Raw genomic sequence first — 17,921 nt, 5'->3', positions numbered from 1 at the left:
CTGGTTCCTGAAGCCTTATTTTTTTGACAAAAAGTTAGCGAAATTGAAAAATTTCTATTTTCTTTTGAGAAAAACAGGATATTACTTGATGAAATAGCAAGAGATGTATAAAATGGGAGAGAAGAAAATGGAGGTAACAGAAAAAATGACTGAATTTCAATTAGAAAAAGCTGCGACATTAAAAACAATTGCCATTCGTGCGAAAAAAGTTGGCGAAATGGTCGACTTTTATAAAAAAGTAATGGGTTTTGTTTTAAAGTCAGAAGAAAATAACCTGTCTATCTGGGGTACACGTGAAGCAGGAACGCAATTATTAATTTTAGAAGAAACTAGAAAAGCCGAAGATTTTCATAATGAAGAAAAGCAAATGGCTTATTTTTCAATTAAAGTTCCTACGGAAAAAGAATTTTTACAAATTGCTCAACGAGTGCTTGAGCAAGACTACCCAATTGATGAAAGTTTCCAAATTGGCACACGACAAAGCATGTTCATTACTGATCTTGAAGGCAATCAATTTGAGATTTTTCACGATGAAGCAACAGCAAATTCGACTTCTGAAAAGCAACCAATTGTGCTTAAAGATCTTATCAGTGAGGACTTAGAGCCACATCAAGGGTTAGCCGCTGGGTCATATTTAGCGCATGTGCAATTAAAAACAAACAATCAAAAAGAAATAAAAGCATACTATGAGGAAGTTCTGGGTTTAAAACGCAATGAAAAAGATCAATTTGTTTTAGAAGATGGCAAAGCAACTATTGGATTCCAAAAACCTGAAACAAGTGAAGTGGATCAATTACCTGATCCACACTTAGGTTTAGATTTCTTTACCATTAAGCTCTCTGATCAAGACCATATTTTAGCAATGGAGCAACAATTAACGGCAAAAAATCAAGAGTTCTTTATTGACCAGAAAAAAGCGATTGTCACTGTGTTTGATCCAATTGGCTTGGAATGGTGGTTTGTCTTAAAATAAACGCTTAGACAGACAAAATAAGCTTGTTTTAGCAAGTCTGGAATAAAGTCTGAATAAAAGTTTAACGCTACTTTTGTTCGGAACTTATTCTAGACTTTTCCTTTAATATTAAAAATAGAAGGTGAAAAAATGTACGAAAAAACAAAGTGGAAAATTCAAAAAATGATGAAAAAAGGTGTTTTTTCGGGGGCTAGTTTTTGTTTCATTGAAGGTGAAAAAGAGGAGAGCAATTGTTGGGGACTCGCACAAGTAAAACCCACCAAAGAACAATTAACCTCGGCCATGCTGTTTGATGTGGCTTCTTTAACCAAAGTAGTCGGCACCACCACCGTTATTTTGCAATTAGTGGAAGAAGGAAAAATTATTCTAGACCAATCATTACAAACTTATTATCCCTCTTTTCAAGATTCTAATATTACAATTCGGCATTTGTTGACACATACGGCAGATTTACAAGGCTATATTCCTAATCGTGATCAGCTGAATGCCCAAGAATTAAAAGACGCCTACAATCATTCATTTCACGCAGGCAAAGCAATAGGTAAAAAAGTCGTCTATACAGATGCAGGGACTATTTTATTAGGCTTTATGTTAGAAGAAATGTTCCAACAATCAATGATAGAAATTTTATCTGAGCGAGTATTGCTTCCTTTAGGGATGAACGAAAGTACGTTTCTACCAAAGAATCCTTTAAACTGTGTGCCAACAGAATTACATGAACAAAGAGGGTTGATTCGAGGTACAACCCATGATCCTAAGGCATTTGTTTTACGGGAACATGCAGGGAATGCTGGCTTGTTTAGCAATGTCTATGATTTAACAAAATTTGTTCGAATGTATTTAAATCGAGGCAGTTATCACAATCACCAATTCTTGAAAAAAGAGACAATTGATTTGTTACTAGTTAACCAAGTGCCAGCTGCAGATAAACCACGTTCTCTAGGCTGGGATTTTAAATATGATGTAGCTACGCAACGGCCATTATTATTCCATACAGGCTATACAGGCACTTTTTTGCTAATTGATGTGCAACAACAATCAGCGTTTATCTTTTTATCTAATCGAGTCCATCCAGAGGACCACCGGAACACTTATATCGAAGAAAGAGATCAGTTGTTGGCAACCTATTTAAAAGAGAAATCATCAGTTTCAGATGAAATGACTAGTTTTTAGTGATATAATGAGAGCGAATTCAATTTGGGAGGTCACAGTCAATGCAAGAACCATTATTTTTACAACCTGTTTTTCAAGAAAAAATTTGGGGCGGCAATCGTCTACACACGCTATTTGGTTTCGATTTACCGAGCGATAAAATTGGTGAAGATTGGGCAATCAGTGCACATCCACATGGCGTTAGTACTGTTTTAAATGGCGAATTTAAAGGAAAAAAATTAGATGAATTGTGGGCAGACCATCAAGAGTTATTCGGCCATGCAGGTGGCGCTGTCTTTCCATTATTAACGAAAATTTTAGATGCTGAAGATGATTTATCCGTGCAAGTTCATCCCGATGATGCATATGGCCAAAAACATGAAGGCGAGCTAGGCAAAACTGAATGTTGGTACATTATTGATGCAGAACCTGGCGCTGAAATCATATATGGACATCACGCGAAAACAAAAGAAGAACTTGCAGAAATGATTGAAGAAGGTCGTTGGGACGATCTTTTAAGAAAAGTACCAGTGAAAAAAGGCGATTTTTATTATGTACCAAGCGGCACTATTCATGCCATCGGCTCGGGTATTTTAATTTTAGAAACGCAACAAAGCAGTGATACTACGTATCGGGTTTATGATTATGATCGAACAGATGATCAAGGAAAGACCCGGGAATTGCATATTCAACAATCCATTGATGTGACAACCGTTCCGGCAAAGGATCCTGACCTCTCTATTCAACAAGAAAATCAAGGACAATCAAGCATTGTTACTTATGTAAAAACAGATTTCTTTAATGTTTATGAGTGGCGTGTCAGTGGGATTCTAAAAGTTAAAAAACAAGCACCTTATACATTAGCAACAGTTATTGAAGGTGTGGGTCGATTGATTACAGAAGATGCTGCAAAAGCAGATGTGGCTACTTTTGATTTGAAAAAAGGCGATAGCTTTATCTTTCCAACAGATATTCCGAGCTGGCGTTTTGAAGGTGATCTAACGATTATAGCTTCAGAACCTGGCAGTCGCTAAAAAAATGAGGAGATCATCAACAGATGATTTCCTCATTTTTTGGCATTAAAACAGTTTATTTTGTTATAAAGGAACGTTTAGGTAAGGCAGCGATAACAGCTGTGACGATGATGACTGATAGCAGACGATCCCCGTAATCTGTTATCAATTGAACCAACAGGACGCTTGCTAACTGATTTAAGCCTAAACCATATAAAAATTGGACAATTATACTGGAGCCAGCAGAAGTAATTCCACCAAATAAACAAACAGTGATTAAGGAAGAAATCACTGTTCCTGGTATCGTTAACCACAACGTTTTAAATGGTAATTTGGTTACTTTTAACTGCTGATGAAGGAGCAAACCTGCTAAAATTCCTGTGCAGAGTTGGACAGGTGAATAATACAGAGAAAAGATATCCGTTGTCAATCCAGTTAGTAGACTTGTTAAAATACCTGTCAGTGCGCCAAAGAGTGGGCCTAATAACGCACCTGTAAAAATAGTTCCCGCACTATCAAGATAAATTGGTAAACGAAGGAGTAACGCAATGGTACTGCCAAGGTAATTTAAAGCAACACTAAAAGCGATAATTGTAATGATTCGTGGTGTTATTTTTTTCATGGTTATCCCATCCTTAAATTTTTGAAATCTCTTTCGATCTCATCTATTTGTACATTTAAAAGAATGGATAGAAACTTCACGAAAAACTGTTGACTATCAACCGTAGTCAAGACATGACAATTAGCTGGTTGCTGCTGGAAATGATATTGATCGATCATTGATTGCCCCATAGCAATGCCGTCAGGAACAATTTGTCCGTAACTGGAAAAGCCTTGGCAGAGCGTAGGATCAATAAAATAAGCAACCGCTAAGGGATCGTTGATAACACACCCTAAAATACGTTCATATTTCCAATGAAAATCAAAATAAAATTGAGTAATCTCAGCGAGGTAATTCCCCATTTTGGGGTTGAGTCGTTGACAATAATTGAGAATTGTTGGTGTAAAAACAATTTCTCGTGTGACATCTAAGCCGACCATCTCGATTTTTGCACCTAATTTCTCAAAAACCCAAGCTGCTGCATCAGGATCACACCAATAATTAAATTCTGCAACAGGAGAGCAATTGCCGTGGCTTTTAAAGGTACCACCCATTGAGACAAAACGTTGAAGATTTCGCCCCAGAAGAGGTTCTTTTTTTAAACCCAAAGCAATATTTGTTAAAGGACCAAGGGCAATGATTGAGCAATCGGTAGCTTGTTGAAAGGTTTGTGCTAAATAGTCAGCAGCGGAAAGCGCTTGTGCTTGGATTTTGCTAGTTCTGGGGAAATATGTTTCACCTAAACCATCCATGCCATGTGTATCTTGTGCACTAACAAATGGCCGTTTTAAAGGGCTAGCAGCCCCTTGGTAGACAGGAATATCTAAGCGATTAACTTTTTCCAAACATTTAAAAACATTTTCCACGCCAATCTCCACAGGGACATTTCCACAAACAACGGTAATCGCTTGGACATCTAGCTCTGGTGAAGCAAGTGCATACAAGAGAGCAAGCGTGTCATCAATTCCAGGATCACAATCAATAATTACTTTTTGCATTTTTTCCAATCCTCCTTTTTCATTAACTGCAAATGATAACTCTTGTTAAAAAAGCTATGACTTGAGTTAGTATTGAGAGATACTTAGTTTTTTATTCTGGGAAGTTTCCGAACCAGTCCGAGAAATTCTCGATTTTAAATGCACCTCTTTATCTTACTATATTTTGTAAAGATGTAAATAGTTGTCGGATAAATGAAAAAGAATCTAGCCCTATATGTAGGAACTAGATTCTTCTTTTATTTATAAAGCGTTTCAGGAATAGCGATCGGTTCACCATATTTTTTCTCTAAAGCGGTCCGAATTAACCGAATCCCTAGATTTTTGTTGCGTGCTAAGATTGGACCGTGGAAGTAGGAGCCAAACACATTTTTATAGACAACGCCTTCGCCATTATCTTGACCGTTATTGCCTTTGCCTTGTTTGACTGTTCCTAAAGGTCGTTCCCCTTCGCCTAAAAAAGTCATGCCGTTATGATTCTCAAAACCATAATACGTTTCATCAAATTCTTCATTATAAATTTCAATATCACCAATGAAACGATTGTTGTCTTGGCTCAAAGTGTAATGATCTAATGCACCGATTCCTTTAATTTTTTCGCCTTGTGCGCCGACATAGTAATGTCCTAGAAGTTGATAACCACCACAGATAGCTAACAAGACGCCGTCATTTTCAATATAAGAAGTCAAAGCTTCTTTTTTATTCTGAATGTCTTCTGAGATGATCAGTTGCTCGAAGTCTTGACCGCCACCAACAAAGACTAAATCATATTTTTCGGGATCAAACGGTTCGTAGATACTAATAATTTCTGATCGGAAGGTAACGCCCATTTTTTCGGTTAAATATTTAAGCATCAATAAATTTCCGTTATCTCCGTAAGTATTTAATAAGTTGCCATATAAATGACAAACGACTAATTCTTTAGACACCATTCATTCCCCCTTGAATATACCCTTGGGCTGTTAATGATTTTCTTAATTGCAAAACAGCAGTATAGGTTGCCAAAATATAGACATGATCTGTCGGCAACGTTTTAATTTCTGAAATTACTTGCTCTAAATCAGCAATTTCTAGTAATTTTTCTTCAGGAATACCCGCAACTTTTAAACGCAAGGCCATATCTTCATGGCGATCACCGCCAGCAATTACTTTTGGAATGTCCATATCAGCAAAGGCTTCATGATTACCATCCCAAATCCAACTGACATCAATTCCATCTGCATAATTAGCATTTAATAATGAAACCAGCGAGAAAGAGTAAGGGGCTAAGCCCATCATATCAATGACCTGATTTAAACCAACGGGATTTTTTACTAAAACTAACGTACATTCTTTATCGCCAACTTTAATGGTTTCTTGACGCCCAAAAACTTTTTCATCATAAGCTAAGCCTGCTCGGATTTTATCTGGTGCCACCTGATAATATTCTGCTACCGCTGTGGCCGCTAGCGCATTATAAACATTATACATCCCACCAACAGCAATGCCGTATTCTTCGCCATCAATCACAAAATCAGCAGATGTATTATCCATCCGGACCATTTCCGTTAACTGCACATCCAATTCAGGGCGTTTGAAGCCACAATTTGGGCAATAGTAATCACCTAAATTAGCATACGTAATCATTTTATAATGAAGAATATGATTACATTTTGGACATAAAACCCCATCTGTATTGTAATGAGCCAATTGCTCTTTCGGTGGTAAATGATTAAATCCATAGTATTTGCGAGGATTTACAGTTTCTTTTGAATTAAAAATTGGCGAATCACCATTGCATAAAATAGTTGCTTCAGGAGCAGCAGCGGCGCCTTCCATAATTAAGCGATACGTCGTATAAATTTCACCATAGCGATCCATTTGGTCGCGGAAAATATTCGTAAAAACAAATAATTTTGGTTGAATATATTTAGTGACACGGCTTAAACTTGCTTCATCAATTTCTAACACCGCAAATTTCTTTTGTCCTTTTTTCGCCTTGGCATTTAAAAAAGTAGAGACAATTCCTTGCTCCATGTTAGCACCAGTTGGATTTGTTAATACCTCATCAAATTCTTGGCGTAAAATGTTAACAGTTAAAGCAGTTGTCAATGTTTTGCCGTTCGTTCCAGTGACTACGACAATTTCATAGTCTTTTGCCAATGTATCTAAAATTTTAGGATCGATTTTTAGGGCTAATTTCCCTGGGTAGCTACTGCCGCCTTTAAAAAATGTTTGTAAAACCCATTGCGAAGTTTTTCCTGCAGCAATTGCTAAATGACTTCGAATCCCCATTTGTTGTCCCCCAATTTCTATATCTTTAATTTTTCGTTATTTTAAATTAAACTCAATCTATCATACCATAACTAAAATAAAAAATTAATTCCTTTTACTTTTTCTTACTATTATTTAAAAAGTCTTTTAGAAAAAGTAGAATAGTGAAGGAAAAAAGAGAATAGACGACTTGTCTTAACAACAAATCGTCCATCGATTTCCATTTTTATTTCGCATCAATATAACTGTATAGCGTATATTTAGAAATATTGAAGAAGTTAGAAACTTTGTCCCCAGATTTAGTGACTAAGAAGGCGCCTTTATTGTTTAAAAATTGAATACACTTGATTTTATCGTCCTTCGTCATTAATGGAACCGGCTTGCCAACTAATTTGACTGATTCATGAATTAAATCGTCTAACAACTCATTAACATCCTGAGGAATGTAATCAGGGTCTTTATCTTCTTCAGGTTCTGCAGTGGAAATCAAAGATTTTAAGTTTGACTCTGCAGCGATCAATGTAGTGATGTCGTAGTTAATAGCAAAAATACCATCGAGTTGACCATTCTCATCTTTAAAATACATTGTACTAGATTTTAAAATACGACCATCATGGGTACGGGTTAGATAGTTAATATGATCATTCAACTCACTGGGATCTTTTTTTAAGGCTTCTAAAACTACTTGAGAAGGTCCATCGCCCAGATGACGAGAAGAGACATGACCATTTTCGATGGAAACAATAGAATTGTTAATATTGTCTTCATTGATTTGGTGGATAACGACTTCGCAGTTTTCCCCAAATTGACCAGCTAAACCTTTAGCAATTTGTGTTAAAAAAGTAAGTTTTTCGTCGGATAACATAAATAAGCTCCTTTCTAATGTGCCTGGCACAAACAGTTTTTATAAGATTGTGTCAAATTTAACATAATATTTTTAAATGGAATAGGCAGGGCTAAATCCTTTAATGTCGCGTACTACCTGTTCTGAAAAATAATGATAGCATGATAAAAATAATAATACAAGATAACGGCTGTCAAAATTCTAAAAAATATTTTTTAGGTAGCATTGTTTTTTTTAAGGTAAGGTGATATACTTTAATCAAGTTAATGAGTTCGTTAGTAAAAAAATGCAAGCGCTTCAAATACTTTTCGTAGAAATATAGATTAGAAAAGATAGACAAGCTATATTCGTGAATGATTGAGCGATTGATTTGTAAGCGTTTGCTACATGTGGGGAATAGGTTGGAAAATAGGAGGAGAATACATGTTATTAATTGGAAATGGGCGTTTAATCACTCGGGATGCGCAGAATCATTTTTTTGAAAATGGGTGTGTGGCGATTGATGGTCAAGTTGTGAAACAAGTCGGAACGACAGAAGATTTAAAACAAGCTTATCCAGAAGCGACATTTATTGATGCTAAAGGTGGAGTGATTATGCCAGGCTTTATTAACATGCACAATCATATTTATAGTACCTTTGCACGTGGGTTAAGTTTAACGAATTATCATCCTAAAAATTTCATGGATATTTTGGTAGATCAATGGTGGCGAATTGATCGTGCCTTGACATTAGAAGACACTTATCAAAGTGGTAAGGTTGCTTATTTAGATAGTATTCGCAACGGTGTTACAACTGTCTTTGATCATCATGCTAGTTACGGAGAAATTACAGGGAGTTTAACCCAATTATCTAATGCAGCGGACGAGTTAGGGATTCGGACCTGCCTTTGTTATGAAGTTTCTGATCGCGATGGTGAGCAGAAAATGCGGGAAGCAGTTCAAGAAAATGCCGCCTTTATTAAAGCCAGTTCCTTAAGAAAGGATGATATGCAAAAAGCGATGATGGGTATGCATGCCGCCTTTACTTTATCAGATGCTTCTTTAGAATTATGTGCAGCCAATACGCCAGATGGGATTGGTTATCATATTCATATTGCAGAGGATTTAGCCGATGTTCATGATTCTTTGAAAAAATATGGGAAGCCGATTGTGAACCGATTATTTGATTTAGGAATTTTAGGAAAACAGACAATGGCAGGCCATTGCATCCATATTGGACCTCATGAGATGGAATTACTAAGAGATACAGACACAATGGTGGTCACGAATCCAGAGTCGAATATGGGGAATGCGGTCGGTTGCCCACCTGCGATGCGCATGTTTAATGAATATGGTATTTTGATGGGTCTTGGCACAGATGGTTATACGAATGATGTGACGGAATCTTATAAGGTGGGAAATGTTATCCACAAGCATCATTTAGCTGATCCAAATGCTGCTTGGGCAGAAATTCCCGCAATGCTATTTGATAATAATCCGCAAATGGCTAATCGCTATTTTAAAACAAAGCTAGGCGTTTTAGAACCTGATGCAGCAGCAGACGTCATTATTGTTGATTATCATGGCCCGACACCAATGACAAAAGAGAATTATAACATGCACATTTTATTCGGCATGAATGGTGGGATGGTCACTGACACGGTGATTAATGGAGAAATTCGGATGCGTAATCGTGAAGTTCAAGGAATTGATGAAGAGAAAGTTTGGCATGATGCGCAAACGCAAGCACAATCTTTCTGGAAACGAGTAAATCAATAGCTTTCATTATAAATAAAAGGAGTGACGTTAATGAGTGATATTATGCATCCCATCTCAATTGAGGCTTTATTAAATTGGATTTTTAGTGAGTATCAACAAGATGGCACAATTTTTGGCATTCGTAAATTTTATCATGCGGATCCTACAAAAACGATTTCCTTATTTGGAGAAAAAATGGAAACCCCTTGTGGTCCAGCAGCAGGTCCTCATACACAATTAGCACAAAATATTATTGCGGCCTATTTAACAGGTTCTCGTTTTTTTGAAGTTAAGACAGTCCAGATACTGGATGGAGAAGATTTACCGGTGAGTAAACCATGTATCGCAGCAGCGGATGAATGTTACAACGTTGAGTGGTCCACAGAATTGCGCGTTCCCCAAGCTTATGATGAATACGTCAAAGCATGGTTCGTTTTGAAGTTACTGAGTAAAGAGTTCGAGCTAGGTGACCCGAATGGTTTCATTTTTAACATGAGTGTTGGCTATGATTTGGCAGGGATTCAATCACCAAAAATTGATCGTTATATTAACGAAATGCAGAACGCAGAAGGAACGCCGATTTGGGCGGAATGCCAAGCAGCTGCCAAAAAATATCTATCTTATTTTAAAAAAGTAGATGACTTATATATTGAAGCAATTAGTCCTAAAGTCTGTCATTCTATTACGCTGTCGACTTTACACGGCTGTCCATCAGATGAAATTGAACGAATTGCGGCCTATTTATTAAGTGAAAAAGGGCTCCATTCCTTTATTAAATGTAATCCAACCATGTTAGGTTATGAATATGCGCGTCAAACGATGGATGAGCTAGGGTTTGATTATATGGTTTTTGACGATCACCATTTTAAAGAAGATTTACAATTTGAAGAAGCAGTACCGATGTTACAACGTCTGCAATTATTAGCTAATAGTAAAAATCTAAGCTTCGGAGTTAAAATTACGAACACTTTCCCAGTAACGATTGCAGCAAATGAATTACCTGGTGATGAAATGTACATGTCAGGACGTTCGCTATTTCCTCTTAGTATTTCATTGGCACAAAAATTATCAGAAGCATTTGATGGGAAACTACAAATTTCTTATTCTGGCGGTGCAGATATTTTCAATAGTAAAGAAATATTTGATGCTGGGATTTGGCCAATCACTATGGCAACGACTCTGTTGAAACCCGGTGGCTATCAACGAATGAATCAAGTTGCTAATGTATTGGGCGCAGCAGAATATCCTCAGATGGTTCATGTCAACTTGGATAAATTAGCCCAAGTTGTTGAGAAAGCTAAAACACAAGCGCGTTACCAAAAATCAATTAAATTACCAGAAAGTACCAAACTAAGAAAAACAGTTCCGTTAACAGATTGTTATATTGCTCCTTGTCGAAGTGACGGTGGTTGTCCAATCAATCAGGATATTCCTGCTTACCTTCGTTATGTAAGTGAAGGTAATTATTTAAAGGCCTTGCAAGTAATTGTCGATAAAAATCCATTGCCTTTTATTACTGGAACCATTTGTGCACATCCTTGTATGACTAAATGTACACGTCAATTTTATGAAGAATCTATTCATATTCGGGAAGTGAAGTTAGAAGCAGCTGAACATGCTTATGATGAATTATTGACGACACTAGAAAAGCCACAGCCAAAAGAAAATGCACCTAAAACAGCTGTTGTGGGTGGAGGCCCTGCAGGGATCTCTGCTGGGTATTTATTAGCACGTGAAGGCATGCCTGTTACTGTATTTGAAAAATCCGAGACAATTGGGGGTGTTTGTAGCCAGATTGTACCAGAATTTCGAATTTCTATGGAATCTGTTCAAAAAGACGTTCAGTTAGCGGAATTTATGGGAGCTGAATTCCGTACAGGACAAGAGGCGCCATCATTGGCAGAATTGAAAAACCAAGGCTATACGAATGTTATTTATGCCATTGGTGCATGGAAACATGGGGTCCTTCGTTTAGAATCTGGGCGAGCATTGAACTCGTTAGAATTTTTAAAAGCAAACCGAGAAAATCCAACGCTTAATCCTTACGGGGAACAGATTGTCGTCGTTGGTGGCGGAAATACAGCCATGGACTGTGCTCGTGCAGCCACAACATTGCCTGGTGTTAAAAAAGTCTCAGTGGTTTATCGTCGGAATAAACGCAATATGCCAGCAGATGAAGAAGAACTTTATTTAGCCTTAGAAGATGGTGTTGACTTTTTAGAATTACTTTCGCCAATTAAACATGAAAATCAACAATTAACTTGTGAAAAAATGGTCCTAGGTGAACGAGATGCTTCTGGACGCCGTCGTCCAGTTGGTACAGGAGAAATGATTGATATTTCTGCTGATACAGTGATTGCCGCTGTTGGTGAAAAAGTAGATACAGAGTTTTACCAATCATTAGGCATTCACACGGACAACTATGGGAAAGTCGTTTCAAATCAAGAAACATTGGAAACAAATATACCAGGTGTCTATGTCATTGGTGACGCTAATTTAGGACCAGCCACAATAGTTGAAGCAATCGCTGATGCAACAAAAGCGGCAAATAATATTTGTCTTGTCCACAATCATCACTATGAAAAAGATAATTTAAATAGTGATGTTGCATTTGTTAGAAACAAACGAGGTATTCTTGTAACAGACGAGATGTCTTGTAGTCAAGCTAGTCGTTGCTTAGAATGCTCCACAATTTGTGAATCTTGTATGGATGTCTGTCCAAACCGAGCAAATATTGTTGTGTATGTCGAAGGAAAACCACAAATTGTCCATGTTGATCGGATGTGTAACGAATGTGGTAACTGTGAAACATTTTGCCCTTATGCAAGTGCCCCTTACAAAGACAAATTTACCTTATTTAACAGTGAAGCTGATTTTTATGACAGTACTAATTCAGGTTTCTATGTTCAAAATCCTGTGGATAAAATTTGTTTACTGCGTCTATGGGGAACGGTGTCAACAATTCAATTAACGGATCAAGGATTAGATGTACCAGAAGATTTAATCGCATTAATGGTAACTATGATTGAAGAATATGCTTATTGTATGCAAGCATAAAAGGAAATTTACGACTGGGGGATAAATAAATGTCTATTCTGCTCAAAGGTGGAACCGTCGTATCTGCATATAATCGTCGTCAATTGGATATTCGAATTGACGGCGAGCAAATTGTAGAGATGGGGGCAAATTTACCAGTAGAAAATTCTCAGATTGAGGATGTTACGGGGTGTTATGTATTACCAGGCTTTATTGATGCGCACACGCATCTGGAATTAAATAATGGCAAAGGTTCGTTAAGTACGGCGGATAACTTTACTACTGGCAGCCAAGCGGCGGTGGCCAAAGGTACGACTACGGTTATTGATATGGCTACACCTAATAAAGGCGGCTCATTGAAAGACTGTTTAGCTACTTGGAATCAATTGGCTGAAGGCAAGAGTTCATGTGATTATACTTACCATATGTCCATGATTGAATGGAAACCAACGATAGCTGCTGAAATTCAGGAAATGATTGCTGCAGGTATTACTTCCTTCAAAATGTATATGGCTTATGATAATTTACGGACCACAGATGCGGAAATTTTTGAAGCGATGAAGGAAATAAAAAAAGTTAATGGAATGTTAGGCGTTCATTGTGAAAATGGTGATTTAGTAGATGAATTAATCCAATCATATGTTTCTCAAGGAAAGTTAGCCCCGCACTATCATCCGTTATCAAGACCGGCGGCTGTGGAAGCAGAAGCGGTAGCAAGATATTTGATGATAGCGGAAATGGCTGATTTGCCGGTTAATATTGTGCATTTAAGCACAAAACGATCGTTAGAAGCGGTGGAACGGGCTCGTCAAAGAGGACAATCAGTCTATGTAGAAACTTGCCCTCAATATCTTTTACTAGATGATCACTTGTATGATGCGCCTAATTTTGAAGCAGCAAAATATGTCTGCTCACCGCCACTACGCAAACGAGAGGATCAACAGGCTTTGTGGCAAGGAATTAAAGAGGGGGCAATCAATACAATATCGACAGATCACTGCAGTTTTAATTTTCACGGACAAAAAACAGTTGGCAAAGATGATTTTAGTAAAATTCCCAATGGGATGCCAGGTGTTGAAACGAGACCAGAATTAATTTACACGGAAGGTGTGGCGAAGGGCCGAATCACCTTGGAAAAAATGGTTGCTCTGCTTTCTGAAAATATTGCTAAACAATTCTCGATGTATCCACAAAAAGGTGTGGTGCAAGAAGGCAGTGATGCCGATTTAGTTGTTTGGGATCCTAGAACAACCGGCGTGATTGCTGCGAGAACGCAGTTACAAAATGTCGATTATACGCCGTATGAAGGATTTGAAACACAAGGACAGGCTCGAATGGTTTATTTAAGAGGTCAAAAAGTTGCTGAAGCTGGGCAAGTCATCTTGGCAAATCAAGGAAAATTTGTTTTTCGTAAAGCAACTTAAAAATAGAAGGAGGAGAAGTTTTTTTGGAAAAAATTAAATGGACAGCAAATGAAATGCCGAAGACGGAGGATAAGTACTTACCTCTGATGTCTAAAGAAAAAATTGAGAAAGCTTTGGCTTTTCACAAAAGTTTTCCACAGTATTCAGAAACACCATTAGCAGAATTGAATCATATGGCCGCGTATCTGGGGTTAAATGATTTCTTTGTTAAAGATGAATCTTATCGCTTTGGTTTAAATGCTTTTAAAGTCTTAGGTGGTTCGTTTGCCATGGCTAACTATATTGCCGAAAAATTAAAGAAAGATGTTTCGGAACTAACATATGATGAATTAACTTCTGATCAATTACGATCAGCTTTTGGACAAGCTACGTTTTTTACAGCAACTGATGGTAACCATGGACGAGGAGTCGCTTGGGCTGCGAATAAATTAGGCCAAAAATCAGTTGTACTCATGCCGAAGGGTTCAACACAGACGAGAAAAGAAAATATTGAAAAAGAAGGCGCAACCGTCACAATCGAAGAAGTTAATTACGATGAATGTGTACGAATGGCTAATAAAATGGCCGAAGAAACTGAAAACGGTGTCATGGTTCAAGACACCGCTTGGGACGGATATGAAAAAATTCCAACTTGGATTATGCAAGGATACGGAACGATGGCGTTAGAAGCCTCTCAACAATTAAGAAAATTTGGCTCTGAACGACCTAGTCATGTTTTTGTTCAAGCTGGTGTCGGCAGTTTAGCTGGTGCGGTGATTGGTTATTTTGCTAATGCTTTTCCAGAAAACCCACCGATTATGGTCGTAGTTGAGGCACAGGCGGCTGACTGTTTATATCAATCAGCAATTAAAAAAGACGGAGAAATTCGCTTTGTCGATGGTGATTTACAGACAATTATGGCTGGCCTAGCATGTGGAGAACCTAATACGATTTCTTTTGATATTCTAAAAAATCATACATCCTTCTTTGTTTCAGCACCAGATTGGGTTTCTGAAAAGGGAATGCGTATGTTGGGAGCGCCATTAAAAGGGGATCCGCAAGTTGTATCAGGCGAATCTGGGGCAGTAGCAATGGGCTTAGTAGCTACAGTGATGCAAGATCCCGACTATCAAGAATTACGTGAGGCATTGCAACTGGATGAGACGTCAAACGTTTTAATGTTTTCTACCGAAGGGGACACTGATCCAGACAATTATAAAAAAATTTTATGGAGGTAAAAGGAATGGATTTTAATGCAGTAAATGCAGCAGCAGAAGGTTACAGAGAAGATATGGTCAAATTTTTAAGAGACCTTGTCAAAATTCCAGGAGAAAGTGCAGAAGAAGGCAACAAAATTGCGCGAGCAAAAGCCGAAATGGAAAAATTAGGTTTCGATAAAATTGACATTGATCCTCAAGGGAATTTACTTGGTTATATGGGCTCTGGTGAAAAATTAATTGCTTTTGATGGGCACATGGATACTGTCGGAATTGGTGAAATGAGTAACTGGAAATTTGATCCTTACGATGGCTATGAAACAGAAACTGAGATCGGTGGTCGCGGTACGTCTGACCAAGAGGGCGGGATTGTTTCGGCTATTTATGGCGCTAAAATCATGAAAGATTTAGGTCTATTATCAGAAAAATACACTGCTTTGGTAACAGTTACTGTCCAAGAAGAAGACTGTGACGGTTTATGCTGGCAGTACATTATCAAAGAAGACGGTATCCGTCCAGAATTTGTTGTTTCAACAGAGCCAACAGATGGTGGGATTTATCGTGGTCAACGAGGCCGAATGGAAATTAAAGTTGATGTCAAAGGCGTTTCGTGTCATGGCTCAGCACCAGAACGTGGAGATAATGCCATTTACAAAATGGCGGATATCTTACAAGATGTTCGTGCCTTAAACAACAATGGAGATACAGAAAGCACAGCGATTCGTGGTTTAGTTCGTATGTTAGATCCTAAGTACAATCCAGAGTGGCAAGAAGCCCGTTTCTTAGGACGTGGTACGGTGACTGTATCGCAAATTTTCCATTCTTCACCAAGTCGGTGTGCTGTTGCGGATGGCTGTACCGTTTCACTAGACCGTCGAATGACTGCTGGAGAAACTTGGGAAAGTTGTTTGGAAGAAATTCGCAATTTACCAGCTGTTAAAAAATATGGAGATGATGTGACGGTTTCAATGTACAACTATGATCGTCCTTCTTATACTGATTTAACTTATGAAATTGAATGTTATTTCCCAACATGGGTAATTCCAGAAAATCATGATGTAACAAAAGCCTTGATGGAAACGCATAAAAATCTCTATGGAGAAACACGGAAAGGCTCTGTAGAAACAGTGGAAATGCGTGAAGAGCGCCCATTGTTAGATAAGTGGACCTTCTCAACAAATGGCGTTTCAATTATGGGACGTAATGGCATTCCTTGTATTGGTTTCGGGCCAGGGGCGGAAGCACAAGCACATGCACCAAATGAAAAAACTTGGAAAGATGATTTGGTTCGTTGTGCAGCCGTTTATGCGGCATTACCAACGGTCTATTGTGGTTAAGTAAAGGATTATTAGACAAGAAAAAAGGAGCAGATGGAATGGAAACGTTTAAAGAATATATTGAGAAATTAGATAAATTAGAATTTGAAAAAATGTACGAAAATGACTTTTTCCTAACTTGGGAAAAAACAAGAGATGAATTAGAAGCTGTTTTCACAGTTGCCGATACATTACGCTATTTAAGAGAAAATAATATTTCAACTAAAATCTTTGATAGTGGCTTGGGGATTTCTTTATTCCGCGACAACTCTACAAGAACACGTTTTAGTTTCGCTTCAGCGTGTAATCTTTTGGGCTTAGAAGTTCAAGATTTAGACGAAGGAAAAAGTCAAATTTCTCACGGAGAAACTGTTCGTGAGACAGCAAACATGATTTCTTTTATGGCTGATATCATTGGTATTCGTGATGACATGTACATTGGTAAAGGCAATGCTTACATGCACGAAGTATCAGAATCTGTCCAAGAAGGATATAAAGATGGGGTATTAGAACAGCGCCCAACGTTAGTGAATTTACAATGTGATATTGACCATCCGACGCAAGCAATGGCGGATGCGTTGCATTTAATTCATGAATTTGGTGGCATTGAAAACCTGAAAGGGAAAAAAGTTGCCATGACTTGGGCGTATTCACCATCTTATGGAAAACCATTATCTGTTCCTCAAGGAATTGTTGGTCTAATGACCCGTTTAGGAATGGATGTCGTCTTAGCACATCCAGAAGGTTATGAAATTATGCCAGAAGTAGAAGAAGTTGCGAAGAAAAATGCGGCAGAATTTGGTGGAAACTTTACTAAAACGAATAGTATGGCAGAAGCATTCAAAGATGCGGATGTTGTTTATCCGAAAAGCTGGGCACCTTTTGCGGCAATGGAAAAGCGAACTGAATTATATGGCAATGGTGACCAAGCAGGAATTGATCAATTAGAACAAGAATTACTTTCTCAAAATAAAAAGCACAAAGATTGGGAATGTACAGAAGAATTGATGAAAACAACAAAAGACGGCAAAGCTTTGTATATGCATTGTCTACCAGCTGATATTACTGGCGTTAGTTGTGAAGAAGGCGAAGTGGAAGCTTCTGTTTTCGATCGTTATCGGGTCGAACTTTACAAAGAAGCTAGCTACAAACCGTATGTTATTGCGGCTATGATTTTCTTAAGTAAAGTAAAAAATCCGCAAAAAACCTTAACAGACTTAGCGGATAAAGCGACACCAAGAGAAGTAAAATAATGAATTTGGCATGAAGACAGATGCTTTTTCTTTACACAATGAATCATTAGAAGTTGCCTCTTCAACATGAACAAATAAGACCTTCCCAAGTCTATTCATGAATGTGTGATTGTCTCGAGTCAAGAACG

General features: G+C 37.8%; 14 protein-coding genes and 1 riboswitch. Of the genes, 9 read left to right on the top strand and 5 right to left on the bottom strand.

The genetic code is table 11. The annotated features are described in order from the left end of the window. Nucleotides 1–103 precede the first annotated feature (103 nt). The 3 genes from IGL90_RS10055 to manA all read left to right on the top strand — a co-directional run bounded on the left by IGL90_RS10055 (nucleotide 104) and on the right by manA (nucleotide 3,159). On the top strand, nucleotides 104–973 hold the full coding sequence (locus IGL90_RS10055) for a VOC family protein (protein WP_002384155.1): 870 nt from the start codon (nucleotides 104–106) through the stop codon (nucleotides 971–973). A 129-nt stretch (nucleotides 974–1,102) separates the two neighbouring features. Further along, nucleotides 1,103–2,146 (top strand): serine hydrolase domain-containing protein, encoded by a 1,044-nt coding sequence (locus IGL90_RS10050; protein WP_002401887.1) that lies wholly within the window; start codon nucleotides 1,103–1,105, stop codon nucleotides 2,144–2,146. A 41-nt stretch (nucleotides 2,147–2,187) separates the two neighbouring features. After that, on the top strand, nucleotides 2,188–3,159 hold the full coding sequence (gene manA / locus IGL90_RS10045; RefSeq protein ID WP_002356580.1) for a mannose-6-phosphate isomerase, class I: 972 nt from the start codon (nucleotides 2,188–2,190) through the stop codon (nucleotides 3,157–3,159). Nucleotides 3,160–3,214: 55 nt separating this feature from the next. On the opposite strand, the gene IGL90_RS10040 is transcribed toward manA, so the two are convergent. The 5 genes from IGL90_RS10040 to IGL90_RS10020 form a co-directional block, all read right to left on the bottom strand. Then, complete coding sequence (locus tag IGL90_RS10040) at nucleotides 3,215–3,760, bottom strand: ECF transporter S component (protein WP_002359620.1); 546 nt, start codon at nucleotides 3,758–3,760, stop codon at nucleotides 3,215–3,217. Between the two features lie 2 nt (nucleotides 3,761–3,762). Next, entirely contained in the window at nucleotides 3,763–4,737 is a 975-nt protein-coding gene (locus IGL90_RS10035; protein WP_002379714.1) for a nucleoside hydrolase, read from the bottom strand. A gap of 77 nt (nucleotides 4,738–4,814) precedes the next feature. Continuing rightward, a riboswitch (PreQ1 riboswitch) is annotated at nucleotides 4,815–4,859 on the bottom strand. 114 nt (nucleotides 4,860–4,973) lie between these two features. Beyond that, nucleotides 4,974–5,666: a type 1 glutamine amidotransferase gene (locus tag IGL90_RS10030; RefSeq protein WP_002356583.1), complete on the bottom strand. Its 693-nt coding sequence runs from the start codon at nucleotides 5,664–5,666 to the stop codon at nucleotides 4,974–4,976. Beyond that, nucleotides 5,656–7,008 (bottom strand): Mur ligase family protein, encoded by a 1,353-nt coding sequence (locus tag IGL90_RS10025; RefSeq protein ID WP_002356584.1) that lies wholly within the window; start codon nucleotides 7,006–7,008, stop codon nucleotides 5,656–5,658. The genes IGL90_RS10030 and IGL90_RS10025 overlap by 11 nt, the downstream gene beginning before the upstream one ends. A 205-nt stretch (nucleotides 7,009–7,213) precedes the next feature. Next, nucleotides 7,214–7,852, bottom strand: a complete 639-nt coding sequence (locus IGL90_RS10020; protein WP_002381503.1) for a helix-turn-helix transcriptional regulator — start codon at nucleotides 7,850–7,852, stop codon at nucleotides 7,214–7,216. A gap of 402 nt (nucleotides 7,853–8,254) precedes the next feature. On the opposite strand from IGL90_RS10020, the gene ssnA reads away from it, so the two are divergent. The 6 genes from ssnA to ygeW are packed head-to-tail and all read left to right on the top strand — an operon-like array spanning nucleotide 8,255 to nucleotide 17,793. Further along, nucleotides 8,255–9,589 (top strand): putative aminohydrolase SsnA, encoded by a 1,335-nt coding sequence (gene ssnA / locus IGL90_RS10015; protein WP_048737938.1) that lies wholly within the window; start codon nucleotides 8,255–8,257, stop codon nucleotides 9,587–9,589. Between the two features lie 30 nt (nucleotides 9,590–9,619). Next, nucleotides 9,620–12,625 carry a putative selenate reductase subunit YgfK gene (gene ygfK / locus IGL90_RS10010; protein ID WP_048737940.1) on the top strand — a complete coding sequence of 1,002 codons (3,006 nt, stop codon included), beginning with the start codon at nucleotides 9,620–9,622 and terminating at the stop codon, nucleotides 12,623–12,625. A 29-nt stretch (nucleotides 12,626–12,654) separates the two neighbouring features. Further along, entirely contained in the window at nucleotides 12,655–14,028 is a 1,374-nt protein-coding gene (gene hydA / locus IGL90_RS10005) for a dihydropyrimidinase (RefSeq protein WP_002376596.1), read from the top strand. Nucleotides 14,029–14,051: 23 nt separating this feature from the next. Continuing rightward, nucleotides 14,052–15,245 carry a diaminopropionate ammonia-lyase gene (gene dpaL, locus IGL90_RS10000; RefSeq protein ID WP_002356589.1) on the top strand — a complete coding sequence of 398 codons (1,194 nt, stop codon included), beginning with the start codon at nucleotides 14,052–14,054 and terminating at the stop codon, nucleotides 15,243–15,245. Beyond that, nucleotides 15,236–16,561: a YgeY family selenium metabolism-linked hydrolase gene (locus tag IGL90_RS09995; protein ID WP_002362247.1), complete on the top strand. Its 1,326-nt coding sequence runs from the start codon at nucleotides 15,236–15,238 to the stop codon at nucleotides 16,559–16,561. The genes dpaL and IGL90_RS09995 overlap by 10 nt, the downstream gene beginning before the upstream one ends. A 38-nt stretch (nucleotides 16,562–16,599) precedes the next feature. Continuing rightward, the gene (gene ygeW, locus IGL90_RS09990; RefSeq protein ID WP_002359643.1) at nucleotides 16,600–17,793 is read left to right on the top strand and encodes a knotted carbamoyltransferase YgeW; all 1,194 of its coding nucleotides are present in this window, start codon (nucleotides 16,600–16,602) and stop codon (nucleotides 17,791–17,793) included. The last annotated feature ends 128 nt before the right edge of the window (nucleotides 17,794–17,921 follow it).

It is taken from the genome of Enterococcus sp. DIV1307a, assembly GCF_050537425.1.
Lineage (GTDB): Bacteria > Bacillota > Bacilli > Lactobacillales > Enterococcaceae > Enterococcus > Enterococcus faecalis.
Note: the sequence above shows the minus strand (reverse complement) of the source record. Positions and strands in the feature narration are given on the sequence as shown.

Bases quoted from the DNA above. Each gene is read 5' to 3' on its own strand.
- IGL90_RS10020 (WP_002381503.1), bottom strand. From the start codon at position 7,852: ATGTTATCCGACGAAAAACTTACTTTTTTAACACAAATTGCTAAAGGT.
- IGL90_RS10035 (WP_002379714.1), bottom strand. From the start codon at position 4,737: ATGCAAAAAGTAATTATTGATTGTGATCCTGGAATTGATGACACGCTT.
- manA (WP_002356580.1), top strand. From the start codon at position 2,188: ATGCAAGAACCATTATTTTTACAACCTGTTTTTCAAGAAAAAATTTGG.
- ygfK (WP_048737940.1), top strand. From the start codon at position 9,620: ATGAGTGATATTATGCATCCCATCTCAATTGAGGCTTTATTAAATTGG.
- IGL90_RS10030 (WP_002356583.1), bottom strand. From the start codon at position 5,666: ATGGTGTCTAAAGAATTAGTCGTTTGTCATTTATATGGCAACTTATTA.
- IGL90_RS10055 (WP_002384155.1), top strand. From the start codon at position 104: ATGTATAAAATGGGAGAGAAGAAAATGGAGGTAACAGAAAAAATGACT.
- IGL90_RS10025 (WP_002356584.1), bottom strand. From the start codon at position 7,008: ATGGGGATTCGAAGTCATTTAGCAATTGCTGCAGGAAAAACTTCGCAA.
- hydA (WP_002376596.1), top strand. From the start codon at position 12,655: ATGTCTATTCTGCTCAAAGGTGGAACCGTCGTATCTGCATATAATCGT.
- ygeW (WP_002359643.1), top strand. From the start codon at position 16,600: ATGGAAACGTTTAAAGAATATATTGAGAAATTAGATAAATTAGAATTT.
- IGL90_RS10050 (WP_002401887.1), top strand. From the start codon at position 1,103: ATGTACGAAAAAACAAAGTGGAAAATTCAAAAAATGATGAAAAAAGGT.
- IGL90_RS09995 (WP_002362247.1), top strand. From the start codon at position 15,236: ATGGAGGTAAAAGGAATGGATTTTAATGCAGTAAATGCAGCAGCAGAA.
- IGL90_RS10040 (WP_002359620.1), bottom strand. From the start codon at position 3,760: ATGAAAAAAATAACACCACGAATCATTACAATTATCGCTTTTAGTGTT.
- ssnA (WP_048737938.1), top strand. From the start codon at position 8,255: ATGTTATTAATTGGAAATGGGCGTTTAATCACTCGGGATGCGCAGAAT.